Below are 17,906 nucleotides of genomic sequence, written 5' to 3'. Positions count from 1 at the left end.
ACCTCCGGCGGGATTACCAGCCTGGGTTCTGAACGAGATAACCCTTCAATACCTCGGTCTGTGGGAATGGGAACAAGTACCACTTTACATCGAATCCATTCCACCATGCACGGGCTCCCGTGGTGATAGGCAGGCGCTTATACTCAAAATGAGATGGCTCATACCAGGCATCATTGTCCTTATTCAGCTTCTTGTTGGTTCTGTCGCCATTATACCATTTGTTGGTAGTGGTCTTCCACTCGCCCGTAGCATCATCCTTCACCTGTCGATAGATGACCAGACGGTGGAGAGTACGGCTGAAGAGGTCGGCTCTCTTATAGCGCTTCATATCGAAGAAGCGGGTGTTCTCGAATCCCAGCTCGCAGGCACGCTCGCGCAGCAACTCTTCCAGGAGATTATCCTTGTTGGTGGTAAGATTCTCTGATGGGTTGCATTCCGCAAGTCCCTTCAAACCTACACGGGCACGGATCTTGTCGATGTATTCCAAAGCCTTGACATTGTTGCCGTCAGCCTGAAGCAGAGCCTCGGCATAGATGAGATAGAGGTCGGAAAGACGCATCTCTACCCAGTGTGGCTTCTCGCGCTCGTAGGCAGAACCGGTGATTCCGTCGGCAATGTACTTGTTGTGGAAATAGCCTGTAGCATAAACGCCCACACACTTGTCTGGACCTGTACCGGCATTGGTACCACCCACATACAACTCTACATTCTGACCGGTTGACTTACCGTCGCCCACATTCACCTTGTCACGCTGTCCGTTCACACTTACTGTTTCGTAAAGACGAGGGTCGCGGGTATATTTCACGTTCTGCAGTTCCTGCTTGCCTACCTTTCTGTCACCCTTGATGAACATGTGGTCCAATTCGCCAGCCTTCTCGGTCTCCTCCCAGTTGAATGGCTTGCCATCAGCCCAAGGGAACATCTCTACGAACTCCTGGGTAGGGCAATAAGCCTGGCGGTCGAGGGTACGCATATACTGACGTGCCGCCCAGCAATACTTGGAGTTGTGGTTGTTGTCGGTAACTCGGGTCTCGAAGATGACCTCCGGACTGGCCTGACTGATATACGCAAAGCGATAGGCAAAGCGATAAGCCTCGGTAGTCTGGGCTGTAGGCTCTACGAGATGATAAGGATTGCCGTTGTTGGCATTCTCATTGAAGAAGTCTTCACATGCCTTCTTGCACTGCTGCCACAACTCAGGCTTCTTGCCACCCATCCAAGCCAGACTGTCCTGACTCGCATTCTCCATGGAATACTTGCCGCTGTAATATGGCTGGTCGTCGTTGAACAATGGAGAAGCTGCAAACTGCAGTACACGGCACTTCATTGCCATGGCAGCCGCCTTGGTCCAGTGTGCCTTCATGGTAGTGACATCATCATCAGAATAAGCAAAAGGAAGGGCTCCAGAATTGATAGCCTCATCATAAAGCTTGATGATGAAATTGAGCGTCTTCTCTACCGAAGCACGTGGCGCATCCAGCTTATCTCCGTTTACATCGTATGAGTGAGTAACCAGAGGCAGACCGCCGTACATGCGGAAGAGGTTGAAGTAGGAAGATGCAATCAGGCACTTCGCCTCAGCCACATACTGCTTTTTGGTAGCCTCGTCCATATCAGGCACACGGTCGATATTCTCCATCAGGAGGTAGCAGGCATGCACCATCTCCCAGATATCCTCCTTGTCAAAACCATAGATGGAATTGCTGCTGGCAGCTGTCATGTAATCATTATACACCAGGTTATAGATACCAACAGAAGATGTAGGATTGTGCCAGCAGTCTGACATCGCCTCTATCTGACCACTGAAGTAACTGTGGGAGTTGCCGTCACCCGCCTTGAAAGGCAGACCGTAGTACTGGTTCTTATAAATACTGGTCAAGAACTGCTGGGTATATTCTGCACTATTGAAGATGGTATCAATGGTAACATCGCCACCCGGAGTCTTTTCTATGAAGGAATCTCCAAACTTGATCTGCTCTGTACACCCCGTCACCGCAGAACCGATAACGGCTGTAAGAACGATTCCTCTGAATATATTGTTAAGTTTCATTGTATTTACCTTATTTATATATATTAATGTGTAATATATTAGAAGCCCACCTTCAAAGACAGCATGTAGGTACGCTGCAATGGATAGGATGGTGCAGTGGTAGCACGTGCCTCAGGATCACCCCAGATATAAGGAGTGAAGGTAAGGAGGTTGTAACCGCTGAATGCCAGCTGCAGCTGATTCATACCCATGCGCTTCATGAACGGAGCGTTGAAATCGTAGGAAATCTGCAGGGTCTTCAGGCGCAGATACTTCGCATCCTTCTCATAGAGGGTAGAAGTGGCGTAGTTGTTGTCCCAGGAATCCAATGATACACGTGGATACTTCGCACTCTGGGATGGATTATCGGCTGTCCAGCTGTTCTCCACCACATACTTCAGGAGACCGCCCATCTCGTGAGAGGTCTTGTTGTAGAATGGTGAGCGGAACACACCATCCAGCATACGGCTTACGTTCCAGGCACCCGTCCACTGGGTATTGATAGACCATCCCTTGTAGCTGAATCCGAGGTTCAGACCAACCATATACTCAGGATCATCGGTATAGCCCAGGTCGCGGGTCTTATCGTTCGGGTCTATCTTTCCATCGTGGTTCAAATCCACATACACAGCATCACCAGGCTGGATGTTCTCTACCAGCTGGGTAGGGAATTTCTCGCCGAAAGTCTTCTCATAGAGTGCCGGTGTCTGCTCGTCGTAATAACGCCAGAACTGATACATGCTGCGGGCACCCAGACGATGGTTCTTTGCCATCTGATAAGCCTCTGGCTGCAGAGCCTCACCATTGTTGATCAGCTCATTCTGGTTGTAAGAGAGGTTGACACCTGCCCAATATCTGAAGTTCTTGCCTATCTTGTCCTGCCACTTCAGGGATGCTTCCCATCCCCAGCTGTTCACCTCACCATCGTTGGTGTAAGGCATCTTGAAACCGATGATGGTAGGTACATTGTTGTCAATCATCATGATGTCAGTACGGTGCTCGTAGTAGTAATCGAAGTTACCACGGAGCTTATCCTTCAGGAAGTTGATGTCGAAACCATAGTCCTGCTTATAGGCGTGCTCCCAGGTGATGTCGGCATTGTGGCGCGCCATCTCGTAGGCTCCCTTCCATACGGTGGTATTGTTGACACCGAAGATGTATCCGTATCCATCACGGGTAGAAACACCATTATTGTTGATAGCAAAAGGATCGGCGGTGTACATAAAGCGGTTGCCGTTCAGATTGGCATTACCTACCAGACCGTAGCTGGCACGGAGCTTCAGGAAGCTTACTACCTTGGTAAGCGGCTTGAAGAATGGTTCATCGCTCACTACCCAACCCACAGACATAGCCGGGAAAGTACCGTAACGCTTGCCCGGAGCAAAGTTCTCGGAACCATTGTAACCCACATTGAACTCTGCCATGTAGCGGTTGTTCCAGTCGTAGGTAACACGACCTACCAGACCTACCTGGCGGTGAGGCACATTGGTATAAGTGCTTGGATAATAGCTGCTGTCCTGATTGTAGAGCAGGATGGCACCCACATTGTTCAATCCGAACGAACGGTTGTAGTTGAGACCTGCCTCAAAATACCAGTAACGGCTGCGACCGGTCTTCTCTTCATACTTCAACTGCTCTTCGTTACCATATTTTTTATATTTATAGGTACCGTCGTCCTGGAGTACAGGGGTATAGGTAGCCTTCTTGGCGTAAGCATTCTTATTGATGGCGTAGGCACCATTGTATGAAGCCTTCATCTTGAAAGAAAGACCCTTGGTAATCATATCGAGCTTCTGCTTCAACTGGAGGTCGAACTGCAGCTTGTTGTTGGTAGATTTCATGAAACCGCCATTCACATCATTATTGCCGAAATAGGTGATACCGCTACCCCCCACGAAAGGAAGCTGGTCGGTACCGCAATCCTCATACTGGGACTCGGTAGAGATGTATCTTCCGTTGATGATACCCGGACTGGAGAATGGAGTAGCCTGATAAGCCTCATTGATCAGACCAGATGATCCCTGACCGGAATATGGCTTGTTGGCATTATCTACCTTACCTGCCAGATTGAAGGAGATGGTGGTTGTCTTGGTGACATCCAGGTCGAGGTTGGCACGGTAGTTGAAACTGTTATACTGATAACCGAAGTCGTAATTCTGCCCAAACTCCTTGAACAGACCACCCTGGGTATAGTAACCTACATTGATGAAGTAGCGTGCCGTCTTGGTACCACCGCTGATGTTCAGGTTGTGCTTACTCTGCATAGTAGCATCCTTCATGATGTATTCAGCCCACAAGGTGCTAGGGAAACGGATAGGATCACTTCCATCCTTGAACTTCTGGATAACGGCATCAGAGAACTGAGGACTCAACGGATCACCATTCTTACCATGCGAATTCTGGCGCATCATATTATGGAAGGTAGCATACTCGTAGCTGTTTGCCTGTTCTACCATCTTGGTAGGAGTCAGGATACCCCATGAAGTAGAACCGCTGATCTTGGTCTTACCCTCCTGACCACGCTTGGTAGTAATCAGGATAACACCGTTGGCACCACGCACACCGAATACGGCTGTGGCAGAAGCATCCTTCAAAACAGTGATGCTCTCGATTTCCTCAGGATCCACATCGCTCATGCTTCGCTCTACACCATCCACTTGAACCAAAGGGTCGGCACCATTGAAAGAAGCCTTACCACGAACAAATACGCTCGCAGCATCAGAACCCGGTTCACCGGAATACTGTACGGTGGTTACACCCGAAAGCTGACCACCGAGCACATTGTTGACATTACCTACAGGGGTACGGACCAGGTCTTCACTCTTCACGCTGGAGAGGGCACCGGTAACAGTTACCTTCTTCTGTACACCATAGGCTACTACTTCTACAGCCTTGAGGGAAGTAGCCTCTTCCTTCAAGACCACCTGCATGCCGTTTTTGGCAACCACGGTCTGTGATACGAATCCAATGTAACTGATCTTTAACTTGGCTCCTGGCTTCACGTTGAGAGAGAAGTTACCATCAAAGTCTGTAACCGTACCCTGGGTAACTTTCTGTCCCTCGATGATAACACTAGCTCCAATAACGGCTTCACCATTGGCATCAACAACAGTACCCTTGAGGATACCTGTCTGTTGAGCTATAGCCGTAGTCGCTTTAGCAGAACCTGCACCTCCGCAAAGAGGGGCAAGCATCAATGCCGTGCAAAACAAAGTTGCAGGCAATGCTGAACTTTTCATAAATAGCTTGTTATTCATTTTGTTTATTATGACGTTAAGATTTTACTTTCTATTTTGGTTTGACAATTTCGCTTTGTTAGTCGCAATCCTCTTGAAAAGGATTTCTGCTGCAAAGCTATTAAAAAACCTTGTTTTTCATAGAATAAAATCGTTCAACTATCATTATTATCATCCAAAACCATACATTTTTATACATTTCAGTATAATTTTAAATACTTTTTTACATATATAATAAGGTATAGTGGATTTTTTTGTGTATTTTTGCCGAAAAATTAGCGAAAAGGCGGATTTGGACATAAAAACGCCTCTAAGCGATTATACAGAAACAAAATAAGCAATATGCAAACCAGCAAATATCTATTAGCAACAGAAAGAGACGCCGAATGGGGTCTCACCATCAGCACCGTGGGACGAGAGGAAATCGTACCAGGGGAAGAATATCCTACCAAGGGACATGCCGATGGATATTATTTCGATATTAAGAAGGGAAGAACCCTCGATGAATACCAGCTCCTCTATCAGCCGGAAGGAGAAGGTGTGTTCAGCTCTGCCCATCTTCCGGAAACCAAAATCAAGGCTGGAGACATCTTCCTGCTCTTTCCCGGTGAATGGCACAGCTATCATCCATCGAGCACAAAGGGATGGAAGAGCTACTGGATCGGATTCAAGGGAAAGAATATCAACGACCGTGTGAAAGCGGGATTCCTATCGCCGGAAAAGCCGATCTATCACGTGGGCTACAGCAACGAAATCATCGCCCTGTATGAGGAGGCGTACAAGACGGCACAGGAGGAGGCTGCATTCGTACAGCAGACACTGGCGGGCATCGTGAACCACCTCATCGGAAAGATGTATTCCTTGGAGAGAAACATCATCCTGGGCAAGGATTCCAAGCATGTGGATATCATCAACAGGGCTCGTCTGCGCATCCGTGAGAGCCTGGAGGATACGCTCACCATCCAGGATTTAGCACAGGAACTGGGCGTCAGCTATTCTTCATTCCGCAAGCTCTTCAAGGAATATACCGGCTTCGCTCCTGCACTCTATCAGCAAACTTTAAAACTACAGAGAGCCAAGGAACTGCTGTCTACCACCAATGAGAGCATCAAGGAAATAGCCTACCGCCTCAATTTCGAATCCCCTGATTATTTCTCGGCTAAATTCAAGAATCAGACCGGCATGAAGCCATCCGATTTCAGAAACACCACCCGATAAAAAAAATTCCCACAAACAGATGAGGGTGTGTCATAAGCTTCTTGCCTAGGGTATAGATAAGGCACGGATTACACGGATTTATGGCGCTAATGTAGGCAAAGCGATTATAATTGCATAAAAAGAATCCGTGTTATCCGTGTAATCCGTGCCAAAAACTGCTCCACCCAAAAACTTTAATTTTTGATATTTCTTTTAGATTCTTGACCAGACGCCAAAAAACTAGGCTCTAATATCATTTTCTATTGTTCCTTCTTGCGTTTTCATCCTATCTTTGCAACCGTAAACAAATAACAATAACTTAAAATACACGCTATAAAAATGGAACAGAAGAAATACTTCTTTGCCGTAGACCTGGGTGCTACCAGTGGCAGAACCATCCTGGGAAGTCTGGCTGAGGGCAAGTTCGAACTGGAAGAACTCACCCGCTTCGACAACCGACTCATCGAGACCGGCAATCACTTCTATTGGGACATCTTCGCCCTCTTCTATGAGATTATCGCCGGATTGAAACTCGTGGCGCAGCGCGGCATCCATATCGAAAGCATCGGTATCGATACCTGGGGATGTGACTTCGTATATGTGGACAAAAACGGGGATATCCTCCGCAATCCTCTCGCCTACCGCGACCCTCATACCTTCGGCATGATGGAGAAATACTTCGACGAGAAAATCAGCAAGGAAAAGGTATACGAGAAGACCGGAATCCAATTCATGAACTTCAACTCGCTCTTCCAGATATACGCCATGAGAAAGGCGGGAAACGTGGCTTTGGAGAATGCAGACAAGATTCTCTTTATCCCTGATGCGCTGAGCTATATGCTCACTGGCAACGCTATCTGCGAATATACCGTGGCATCTACTTCCCAGATTCTCAACCCGATGACGGGCGACCTGGACAACGATCTCGTGGAGAGTCTCGGACTGAAGAGAGAGCAGTTTGGCAAGATGACCAACCCTGCTTCCATCATCGGTACGCTGACCGAAGAGGTGCAGAAGATGACGGGCTTGAATGCCGTTCCTGTCATCGCCGTAGCGGGTCACGATACAGCCAGTGCCGTTGCTGCCGTTCCTGCCAAGAACGAGGAGTTTGCCTATCTGAGCTCCGGTACCTGGAGTCTGATGGGTATCGAGACCAAGAATGCCATCATCAACGAGAAAAGTTATGAACTCAACTTCACCAACGAAGGCGGCATCGAGGGCACTACCCGATTCCTGAAGAACATCTGCGGTATGTGGATTTACGAGCGCTGCCGCAAGGAATGGAAGGACGAAGCAGCTGCCAGCCAGAAGGATATGAAGAGTCTGGGACATGCAGAGCTGATTGCGGAAGCGATGAAGCAGCCTGCCTTCCAGAGCATCATCAACCCGGACGATGCCTGCTTTGCCAACCCATCGAGCATGGTAGAGGCTATCAGGCAGTATTGCGAAAAGACAGGACAGCACGTTCCTCAGAACTATGGCGAATTCTGCCGTTGCATCTTCGAGAGTCTTGCGCTCCGTTATCGTCAGATTTTCACCTGGCTGAAGGATTTTGCCGACTTCGACCTCAACGTGCTCCACATCATCGGTGGCGGTTCGCTCAACCAATATCTCAACCAGTTCACTGCCGACAGCTGCGGTGTCACCGTATTGGCGGGTCCTCAGGAAGGCACAGCCATCGGCAACATCATGCTCCAGGCGAAGGCATCAGGCTTGGTCAAGGACATCTGGGAAATGCGTCAGATCATCGCCAACTCGCTTGAGCTCAAGAAATTCGAGCCAAAGAACAAGGAAGCATGGGATGAGGCATACGAGAAGTTTTTAAAGATAAAAGGGTAAAAAGGTAAAAGGGTAAAAGGGCAAAAAGGAAAAAAGAACCTTCCCCCCTTGGTCGCCTCCGTTCCCAGCGATTCCATCGCTGGTCCCCCCAGTCATAAGCAAAAAAAAAACAACAAACAAAATACATAAAAACAATGAAAGCAGATTTGATTTTAAAGAATTACGAGATTGCAAAGGAGCGCTATGCTGCTCTAGGTGTAAATACTGACAAGGCTATTGAGACTTTGGAGAAGACTCCAATCTCTCTGCATTGCTGGCAGGCTGACGACGTGGTTGGCTTCGAACGTGGCGAGGCTGCTTCTGGCGGTATCCAGAGTACAGGTAACTATCCAGGCAAGGCTCGCAACATCGACGAGCTCCGTCAGGACATCGAGAAGGTGAACTCTCTCCTCGCTGGTACTTTCCGTCTCAATCTCCACGAGATTTACGGTGAGTTCGGCGGCAAGCAGATCGACCGCAACGAAGTTACCGTTGACCAGTTTACAGGCTGGATGCAGTGGGCTAAGGAACAGAACATGAAGCTCGACTTCAACTCAACTTCTTTCTCTCACCCATTGAGTGGAAGCCTCACATTGTCAAATCCTGACCCAGCTATCCGCGAGTTCTGGATTGAGCACACCAAGCGTTGCCGCCGTATCGCAGACGCCATGGGTAAGTTCCAGAACGACCCATGTATCATGAACATCTGGGTACACGATGGTTCCAAGGATATCACCGTAGAGAAGGGCCGCTATCGCGAGATCCTGAAGAACTCTCTCGATGAGATCCTGGCAGAGGAATTGCCAGACATGAAGTCTTGCCTCGAGGCTAAGCTCTTCGGTATCGGCTTGGAGGCTTACACCGTAGGTTCTCACGACTTCTACGCTGGCTACTGCGCTAAGAACAACGTGATGTACACCCTCGATACAGGTCACTACGAGCCAACAGAGAACGTATCAGATGCAGTTTCTGCACTCCTGCTCTTCGTTCCTGAGCTGATGCTCCACGTATCCCGTCCAATGCACTGGGATTCAGACCACGTAACTCTCTTCGACGACAATACACGCAACCTCTTCTCAGAGCTGGTTCGTGCCAACGCACTCGACCGTGCTCACATCGGTCTCGACTACTTCGACGGTTCCATCAACCGTATCGGTGCTTACATCATCGGTGTCCGTGCAGCCCAGAAGTCATTGTTGCAGGCATTCCTTGAGCCATTGGATACCCTCCGCAAGTACGAGGACGAGGGCAAGCTCTTCCAGCGCCTGGCTCTCCTCGAGGAAGAGAAGACATTGCCATTCGGTGCTGTATATGATTACTTCAACCTGAAGAACAACATCCCTGTTGGCGAAGAGTATATCGCTGACATCGAGAAGTATGAAGCAGAGGTACTTGCTAGCCGCAAGTAAGTGAAGAACGAAGAGTGAAGAACGAAGAATTCAATAGTCTTATGGCTAAAAAGCACATGAATTCTTCACTCTTCGTTCTTCACTCTTCACTCTAATTATACAATTATGGAAATATTAATAGGACTTTTAATCATAGCCATCGGCGCATTCTGCCAGTCCAGCTGTTACGTCCCTATCAACAAGATCAAAGATTGGAGTTGGGAATCATACTGGGTAGTTCAGGGTGTGTTCGCATGGCTTATTTTGCCTTTTTTAGGCGCTATGCTCGCTGTTCCTAGCGGACATTCTTTCTTTGAATTATTCGACGGTTATGGCTTCAATGTAGCGATGACCATGCTCTTCGGTGTACTCTGGGGCGTAGGCGGACTGACCTTCGGCCTTTCCATGCGCTATCTGGGAGTAGCTTTGGGTCAGAGCATCGCCCTGGGAACCTGTGCAGGTCTCGGAACCATCATGGGTCCGGTGCTGCTCAACATCTTCTTCCCCGAGCTGGATGCCCTCTCATCGCTCACCTTCAGCGTCATCCTCGGTGTGGTAGTCACCCTTCTCGGTATCGCCATCATCGGTGTAGCTGGAAGCATGAAGGCTTCCTCTCTCTCTGAAGAAGAGAAGAAGGCGGCTGTGAAGGACTTCAACTTCCCTAAGGGTCTCGCTATCGCCCTGCTGGCTGGTTTCATGAGCGGATGCTTCAATGTGGGTCTTGCCTTCGGAGAGGATATCCACTTCGGCACCTTCACTCCGGATATGTTCAAGACCCTGCCTGCCACCTTCCTCGTAACCGTGGGTGGTTTCATCACCAACGCCATCTACTGTTTCTATCAGAACACCAAGAATCATACTTGGAGCGACTATAAGAACGAGGAGGTTTGGAGCAACAACATCCTATATTGTGCCCTGGCGGGAGCCTTGTGGTACAGTCAGTTCTTCGGCTTGTCCTTAGGAAAGGGTTTCCTCACCGAATCCCCTACCCTCATGACCCTGTCTTTCTGCATCCTGATGGCACTCAACGTGGTGTTCTCGAATGTATGGGGCATCATCCTGAAGGAATGGAAAGGCTGCTCTAAAAAGACCATCGGCGTATTAATCGTTGGCATCATAGTCTTGATTATCTCAAGCTTCCTGCCACAGCTAGTTTAACATTGAACTTGGAACTTGGAACTTTATGATTACTTTATCTGTACAAAACTTATCTTCAAAAATAAGGCATATCATAAAGTTCAAAGCTCAAAGTTCAAAGCTCAAAGTTCAAAGGAAAAAAAGTTCAAAGTAAAATGAAAAGATTTGCATTTAAGATGTATCTCAAGAAGGGATGCGAAAAGGAATATGCCAAGCGCCATGCTGCGATTTGGCCTGAGTTGAAACAGATGATCAAGGACCAGGGTGTGAGCGACTACAGCATCTTCTGGGACAAGGACACCAACCTGCTCTTTGCCGTTCAGAAATGCGATAGCGATACCAACAGCCAGGACACCACCAACGTGGATCCTATCACCCAGAAATGGTGGGATATGATGGCAGACATCATGGAGGTGAATCCTGATAATTCGCCCGTCAGCATTCCGCTGGAAGAACTTTTCCACATGGATTGATATAAAGAATTTAGTTAACTTAGAAACAGAAAAAGCCCCCGAGCATCTCACGATGTTCGGGGGCTTTGTTTCACTAAACCCAAAAACTTTTACCTAATAACACTAAAACCTAATAAACCTATTACCTATAAAATGTATATTCAGTAAACCTATTTATATCAAAATATTACCAACAACACTATATCTACTATTCATAGAATATCAGATATTGAATCAATATCTGACATTCTTTATGTATCTGATGAACTAACCTATATTTTATCTTGGCAAATTAAAAGCCTTGGTCATCTCAGCCATCTCTTCCTGGCTCATGCCATCAGGCTCGAATCCCATGCATTTTGAATCGATATAGATCTTAGCACTCTTAGAGAGCACGTCAATCTGGTCGAAGGCATCCATCACGTCCAGGCCCTTGGCAAAGACACCGTGCTTCTCCCACATCACTACATCGTAATTCTCCAGCTCCTTCAAAGTCTCCTCAGCCAGCTTCAAGCTGCCAGGCAACTGATAAGGAACAATGCCCAGACCGAGCGGACAGAAAGCCTTGGTCTCTGGAATCATGCTCCAGAGCAGGTTGCTCAAAACGTCCTTGCCCATGAACTTCTTGTTGTGGCTCATAGCGATAAGCTCGATAGGGTGAGTATGAACGGTAGCCTTATAGTTGGAACCCTTCTCGATGAGACGGGCATGAACGCTCAGGTGACTAGGCAACTCTGAGGTTGGCATCACAGGATTATCGGCGATGATGACATAGCTGGCGCAATCGTCGAGGATACGGATGATAGAACCGTTCTCCATAGGCCAGCGAGCCAAGTCGCGCATACGCTTGCCTGTACCCTTGCAGAAGAAGTAGCAGCCCTTCAATGCAGGCAAAGCTGTACCAATCTGCTTCACTTCGCTGATAGCTGGCAAAGCCTTGATCTCGTCATCAACCAAGTCTGTTACGTTTACGGTGATATTACCACCATTACGCTCAGCCCAACCATTCTGCCAGAGGTATCCGGCAACTTCTGCAATCTTCTCGACCTCCTTTTTCAAGGCAGGACGACCTTCTAAAACACTATTCATATTATTCTTGTTATTAGCTTGTTTAAAATTTCTGCTGCAAAAATACTCATTTCGCCCCATACCCAACCTATTCTTTTGATATTTAAGCTATGACATTTGGCATAACATTTTCTGTTTTTCTGATTTCAGTAGACACTTTCAATTTTATAAAACGGAAATAGTAGAAACTCGAACAAAAGAACATGAAATCGTACAAAAATCCATAAGAAATATACATTCTTTTCGTAACTTTGCAACAAAATCAGAATAATAACGCAACAAAACAATCAAAACAAAATCAGAATGAGAAAAAGACTATTTCTGCTTCTACTCGCTTTCATCTCGCTCTGCCAGATGTATGCAGTAGAAAGGACAAAGCTCAATTTTAATGGGGGATGGTTGCTCAAGGTGGGCGACTTCCAGGGAGCAGAACAGGCAAACTACAAGGATGCCGGTTGGAAACAGATTACGCTGCCTCGTGCCTTCAACGAGAAAGAAGCGTTCAAGGTTTCCATCGAACAACTCAGCGACACCATCATGTGGTATCGCAAGCACTTCTATATCCAGGAAACGGGCGACCGCAAGTATTTCATCGAGTTCGAAGGCGTGCGTTTCGGTGCCGACATCTGGCTCAATGGTAAGAAAGTGGGATATACCGAGAATGGTGTGATGGCAAGCGGATTCGACCTGACACCTTATATTATAAAAGGTGAGAACGTCATCGCCGTACGTGTGGATAACTCTTGGAGCTATCGTGAGCGTACCAGTGGTCAGCGTTTCCAGTGGAACGACAAGAACTTCAATGCCAACTATGGCGGTATTCCGAAGAATGTGTTCCTCCACATCACCGACAAGCTCTATCAGACCCTTCCACTCTACAACAATCTCAAGACCACGGGTATCTATATCTATGGCAACAACTATGATATTGCGGGAAAGAAGGTAACGGTGAACGCTGAATCGCAGGTAAGAAATGAGGATTCCAAGCCTCGCTCTTTCCGCTTCTTCGCCAAGATTCTGGATGCAGACGGCAAGGAAGTGGGCCATTTTGATGGCGAGAGATACACATTGAAGCCAGGCGAAACCAAGACCGTGAAGGTGAGCGGACTCCTGAACAACGCTCACTTCTGGAGTTGGGGATATGGCTATCTCTACACCGTGAAGACCCTATTGAAGGCGGATGACGGCAGTAAGATAGATGACGTTGTGACCAAGACCGGTTTCCGCAAAACCCAGTTTGGCGAAGGCAAGTTCTATCTCAACGACCGTGCCATCATGATGCACGGCTATGCGCAGCGCACCTCCAACGAGTGGCCTGGCGTGGGTATGAGCGTTCCTGCCTGGTTGAGCGACTACAGTAACAGACTGATGGTAGAATCGGGCGGCAACCTGGTTCGCTGGATGCACGTCTGCCCTTGGAAACAGGACATCGAGAGCTGCGACCGAGTGGGCTTGATTCAGGCAATGCCAGCCGGTGATGCCGAAAGAGACGTGGAAGGCAGAAGATGGGAACAGCGCCTGGAACTGATGAAGGAAGCCATCATCTACAACCGTAACAACCCTAGCATCATCTTCTACGAAAGCGGTAATAAGGGTGTGAGCCGCGAACACATGTTGCAGATGAAAGCCATCCGCGACGAATTCGACCCTCACGGCGGCAGAGCTAGCGGCAGCCGAGAGATGCTCAACATCAACGAGGCTGAATACGGCGGCGAAATGCTTTACATCAACAAGAGCAAGAAGCATCCGATGTGGTCGATGGAGTATCATCGCGACGAGGGTTTGCGCAAATACTGGGATGAACAGAGCTATCCTTACCACAAGGAAGGCGACGGTCCCTTGTATCGCGGCAAACCTGCCTTCGAATACAACCACAACATGGATACCTTTGCAGCAAGCATGGTAGAGCGATGGTTTGAATACTGGCAGGAGCGGCCGGGCACCGGAAAACGAGTAAGCGATGGCGGTACCAAGATCATCTTCTCAGATACCAACACCCATCATCGTGGTGAGGCCAACTACCGTTCGAGCGGTGTAACCGATGCGATGCGCATTCCGAAGGATGCCTTCTTCGCTCATCAGGTGATGTGGAACGGCTGGGTATCTCCTGAAAAGGATGCCACCTATATCGTGGGACATTGGAACTACAAGCCAGGCACCATCAAGCAGACAGAATATGTGGTTAGTACCGGTGATGAGGTAGAACTCTTTGTCAACGGCAAGAGTCTGGGCATGGGCGAACGCAGCAACCAGTGGCTTTTCACCTGGAAAAATGTACCTTTCGAGGCTGGAAAGATTGAAGCTGTTGCTTATACATACGATAAGTCTGATAAGAAATCAAAAGATGCTAAGACCAAGAAAGAAACAAGCCGTTATGCCATCGAAACTGCGGGCAAGCCTCATCACATCAAGCTCACCAGCATCCAGAATCCGGAAGGTTTCAAGGCTGATGGTGCCGACATGGCGCTCATCCAGGTAGAGGTGGTAGATAAGCAGGGCAGACGCTGTCCGCTCGATAACCGCACCATCCACTTCAATTATCAGGGCGAAATGGGATGGATTGGCGGATTGGCTACTCCCAACGAGGAAACCAAAAAGGCACTTGCAGCCAAGAAGCAGAGCCTCGTGGTAGATAAGAACGAAACTGCAGAGCAGAAGGCAGCCCGCAAGGCAGCTGATATTCTCGATTCAACAGATAGCGACAATACCTTCGATAATTACATCGGAAAGATTGATTTGCCAGTAGAATGCGGTGTGAACAGAGTCTTGATCCGCAGTACCGTGAACCCAGGAAACATCACAATCTGTGCTGGTGCTGATGGCATCAAGGGCGTGGCAAGCATCGACTTGAAGACCGAGAAGGTCGATATCGAGCACTACCTGCCTCAGTTCAGCTTGAAGGGCGACCTTTCTCGTGGCGAAACGCCATCTACCCCATCCTATACCGATATCAAGGAGACCATTGATATCACCGGTGCCGTGGCTGGCGTAAACCAGGAAGATGCCCAGAAAACTTTCGATGACGATGAGACCACAGAATGGAAGAGCGATGGCAAGCCTGAGAATGCCTGGATTACCTATCAGTTTACCAAGAAAGAGAAGGTAGACGAAATCACCGTGAAACTTACGGGCTGGAGAGACAAGATGTATCCGCTCGCCATCTTTGCCGGCAAGAAGAAGGTTTGGGAAGGTTACACCTACGCCTGCCTCGGCTATGTTCACATCAAGATTGACAAGCCAGTGAAGGCGAAGGATATCACCATCAGGATGATGGGCGATGCCAAGAGCAAGACCCAGCTCAGCGACACCAAGGAGCTGGCGGGCGGCAAGGCAAGCACCCTCGATTTCATAGGAATCAAGAAAGGCAAACCAGTATTGAGAATCGTAGAGATTGATTTTCTGAAGAACATCTCTAGATAGAATATTGCTTTTCTGAAGACGAAAAATTTAGCTTTCAAGATAAAAATGGTACAAAAAGGCGTAGTTTTGCACAATTAAACTACGTCTTTTTCTTTTTTATTCCGTAATTTTGCAAACAAAATAAAACAATAAAGAACCAAGTAGCAAAAATACTTTTGCTTACGATATCAATCAATTAAAGAATATGAAGAAATATATCTGTCTCCTATTTGCAGCATTCTGCCTGATGCCGGTAGCTGCCAAGAAACAGCCAGCCGTGGTGATACTCACAGCTGGACAGTCGAACACCGATGGTAGAGTGATGAATACAGAACTTCCTGCCGAAATACAACAGCAGAAGTACAAATACTGCCAGTGGAGTTTTGGCTCCAGCAGTCTGTCTGGTGAAGGAAAATTTGAGACTTTCTGGCCTCGAATCTACAATAAGAACAAACCGGGACGCTGGGCTTACGACGCCATCGTATATTGGAACGTAGAGAAGAAACTGAAGAAGAATTTCTACGTCATCAAGGAGAGTCTGGGCGGCACAGCCATCGACACCCTCTGCACCAGCACCAGTAAGCAATACTGGAATGCTTCACCAGAATACCTTGCCAAAAACGTGGCTTCCGACAAGGGCGGAAAGAGCCTGCTCAAGGCTTTCACCGAGAATATCGGTGCCTGCATCGACAACCAGCTGAGCCATCTGCCAGAGGGATACGACATCAAATTCATGCTCTGGCACCAGGGAGAAAGCGACCGCCATCAGGCAAAGAACTACTATCACAACCTGAAGCAGATGCTCACCTATATCCGCACCTATCTTGTAGAGAAAACAGGCAATAAGAAGTACGCCAACCTACCTATTATAATAGGTGGAATCTCACATAAGAGCAAGCAGTGGAGCCAAGGTGTGGAAGATGCGCAGCATCGACTTGCCCAGGAAGACAAGAATATCTATGTGGTAGATGTGCCAAATGCCAGCCTGTGCAGCGATGTTCTGCACTTTGATGCCGAGGGAGCTCAGGAATTGGGCAACAAGATGTTCCAGCTTATTGAGAAGAAAAAGCTTCTGAAGTAAAGGCATGAGATCAATAGGTTACATTATATTTTCACTTTTGAGCATGGTGCCTTCGAGCATTCATGCTCAAAGTATTTCCATCGCCAAGTATGCCGACAACAGGCAGGCTGCCATCTCCTTTACCTTCGATGATGGTCTAAAAGAGCAATACTCCATCCTTTTCCCGAAGATGAAAGAATTGGGTATCAAGGGCACCTTTTGCCTCATCGGTTCACGCATGAACCAACAGCCCAAGACCCCCGAAAAGCAGACCTTCACCTGGGAACAGGCAAAAGAAATGGCGCTGAATGGACAGGAGATGACGAGTCATGGATACGACCACAAAAACGTATCAAAACTGACCCAGGATGAATTGCGATACGAGGTGCAGCACAACGATACACTCATCTATCAGCACACCGGCATCTTCCCTCGCACCTATTTCTATCCAGGCAACAGGAAGAGCGACGGGGCGGTGGCATATTGCAGCAAAGATCGTGTGGGTACGCGCACCTATCAGGTTAGTCTTGGCAGCAAGCGCACCCAGGAATGGTTTGAGAAATACCTGCAAGGAGTGATTGATAAAGGTGAATGGGCAGTAACTATGACCCACGGCATCCGCATGGGATACGACAGCTTCGGCGATGAGACCCGTCTCTGGAAGATGTTCGATTACGCCCTGAATCAAGCGCGTAATGGGAAACTCTGGATTGCTACCTTTCATGATGTGGCAGCATACCAGCAGGAGCGTGACAATACCACCCTGAAGATAAAAGCCAAGAAGAACCAGGTAATGGTTACCCCGAAGATGAAACTCAACAAGAACATCTTCCAAGTACCGCTTACCCTGATTTTGGATTTCCAACCCATCAAGGCGACGCAGGCTGGCAAGAACCTTCCCATCAAATATAAAGACGAAAAATATCTGATTCAGATAGAACCATCAAAAGGTAAGGTGATCATCAGCCGATGACCACCTCACTTTTTTTAATACCTTGCATTTTGCGAGCTCTTCTTTTGTGTGCACTTCCTTGACTTTTTGGCAAAACACCTAGCATATTTGTACTATTTTACATTTTTAAGAATCATAATACGGCTATTATTGGGTATTTTTCGCTATCT

At 47.9% G+C, this 17,906-nt stretch carries 11 protein-coding genes; 8 read left to right on the top strand and 3 right to left on the bottom strand.

What is annotated here, in order from left to right:
- Positions 1–13 precede the first annotated feature (13 nt).
- Positions 14–2,050: a RagB/SusD family nutrient uptake outer membrane protein gene (locus F7D73_RS00135; protein ID WP_153121728.1), complete on the bottom strand. Its 2,037-nt coding sequence runs from the start codon at positions 2,048–2,050 to the stop codon at positions 14–16.
- Between the two features lie 38 nt (positions 2,051–2,088).
- A complete protein-coding gene (locus tag F7D73_RS00130; RefSeq protein ID WP_153121727.1) occupies positions 2,089–5,286 on the bottom strand; it encodes a SusC/RagA family TonB-linked outer membrane protein in 3,198 nt (1,065 codons plus the stop codon).
- Positions 5,287–5,607: 321 nt separating this feature from the next.
- Between F7D73_RS00130 and F7D73_RS00125 the strand changes: the two genes are divergently transcribed.
- From F7D73_RS00125 to rhaM, 5 genes are all read left to right on the top strand, one after another.
- Positions 5,608–6,483 (top strand): AraC family transcriptional regulator, encoded by an 876-nt coding sequence (locus tag F7D73_RS00125; RefSeq protein WP_153121726.1) that lies wholly within the window; start codon positions 5,608–5,610, stop codon positions 6,481–6,483.
- 318 nt (positions 6,484–6,801) lie between these two features.
- The gene (gene rhaB / locus F7D73_RS00120) at positions 6,802–8,301 is read left to right on the top strand and encodes a rhamnulokinase (protein ID WP_153121725.1); all 1,500 of its coding nucleotides are present in this window, start codon (positions 6,802–6,804) and stop codon (positions 8,299–8,301) included.
- A gap of 134 nt (positions 8,302–8,435) precedes the next feature.
- A complete protein-coding gene (locus F7D73_RS00115) occupies positions 8,436–9,689 on the top strand; it encodes an L-rhamnose isomerase (protein WP_153121724.1) in 1,254 nt (417 codons plus the stop codon).
- Positions 9,690–9,794: 105 nt separating this feature from the next.
- Positions 9,795–10,826 carry an L-rhamnose/proton symporter RhaT gene (locus F7D73_RS00110; protein WP_153121723.1) on the top strand — a complete coding sequence of 344 codons (1,032 nt, stop codon included), beginning with the start codon at positions 9,795–9,797 and terminating at the stop codon, positions 10,824–10,826.
- A gap of 134 nt (positions 10,827–10,960) precedes the next feature.
- Positions 10,961–11,278 (top strand): L-rhamnose mutarotase, encoded by a 318-nt coding sequence (gene rhaM, locus F7D73_RS00105; protein WP_022110650.1) that lies wholly within the window; start codon positions 10,961–10,963, stop codon positions 11,276–11,278.
- Positions 11,279–11,536: 258 nt separating this feature from the next.
- On the opposite strand, the gene rhaD is transcribed toward rhaM, so the two are convergent.
- The gene (gene rhaD / locus F7D73_RS00100) at positions 11,537–12,346 is read right to left on the bottom strand and encodes a rhamnulose-1-phosphate aldolase (RefSeq protein ID WP_153121722.1); all 810 of its coding nucleotides are present in this window, start codon (positions 12,344–12,346) and stop codon (positions 11,537–11,539) included.
- A gap of 282 nt (positions 12,347–12,628) precedes the next feature.
- On the opposite strand from rhaD, the gene F7D73_RS00095 reads away from it, so the two are divergent.
- The 3 genes from F7D73_RS00095 (at position 12,629) to F7D73_RS00085 (ending at position 17,757) form a co-directional block, all read left to right on the top strand.
- A complete protein-coding gene (locus tag F7D73_RS00095) occupies positions 12,629–15,745 on the top strand; it encodes a sugar-binding domain-containing protein (protein WP_153121721.1) in 3,117 nt (1,038 codons plus the stop codon).
- A gap of 184 nt (positions 15,746–15,929) precedes the next feature.
- Positions 15,930–16,805, top strand: coding sequence for a sialate O-acetylesterase (locus F7D73_RS00090; protein WP_153121720.1), 876 nt, complete (start codon positions 15,930–15,932; stop codon positions 16,803–16,805).
- 4 nt (positions 16,806–16,809) lie between these two features.
- Positions 16,810–17,757 (top strand): polysaccharide deacetylase family protein, encoded by a 948-nt coding sequence (locus F7D73_RS00085; protein WP_153121719.1) that lies wholly within the window; start codon positions 16,810–16,812, stop codon positions 17,755–17,757.
- Positions 17,758–17,906: the final 149 nt, after the last annotated feature.

The organism is Segatella copri (genome assembly GCF_009494395.1).
In the GTDB taxonomy this organism is placed as follows: domain Bacteria; phylum Bacteroidota; class Bacteroidia; order Bacteroidales; family Bacteroidaceae; genus Prevotella.
Note: the sequence above shows the minus strand (reverse complement) of the source record. Positions and strands in the feature narration are given on the sequence as shown.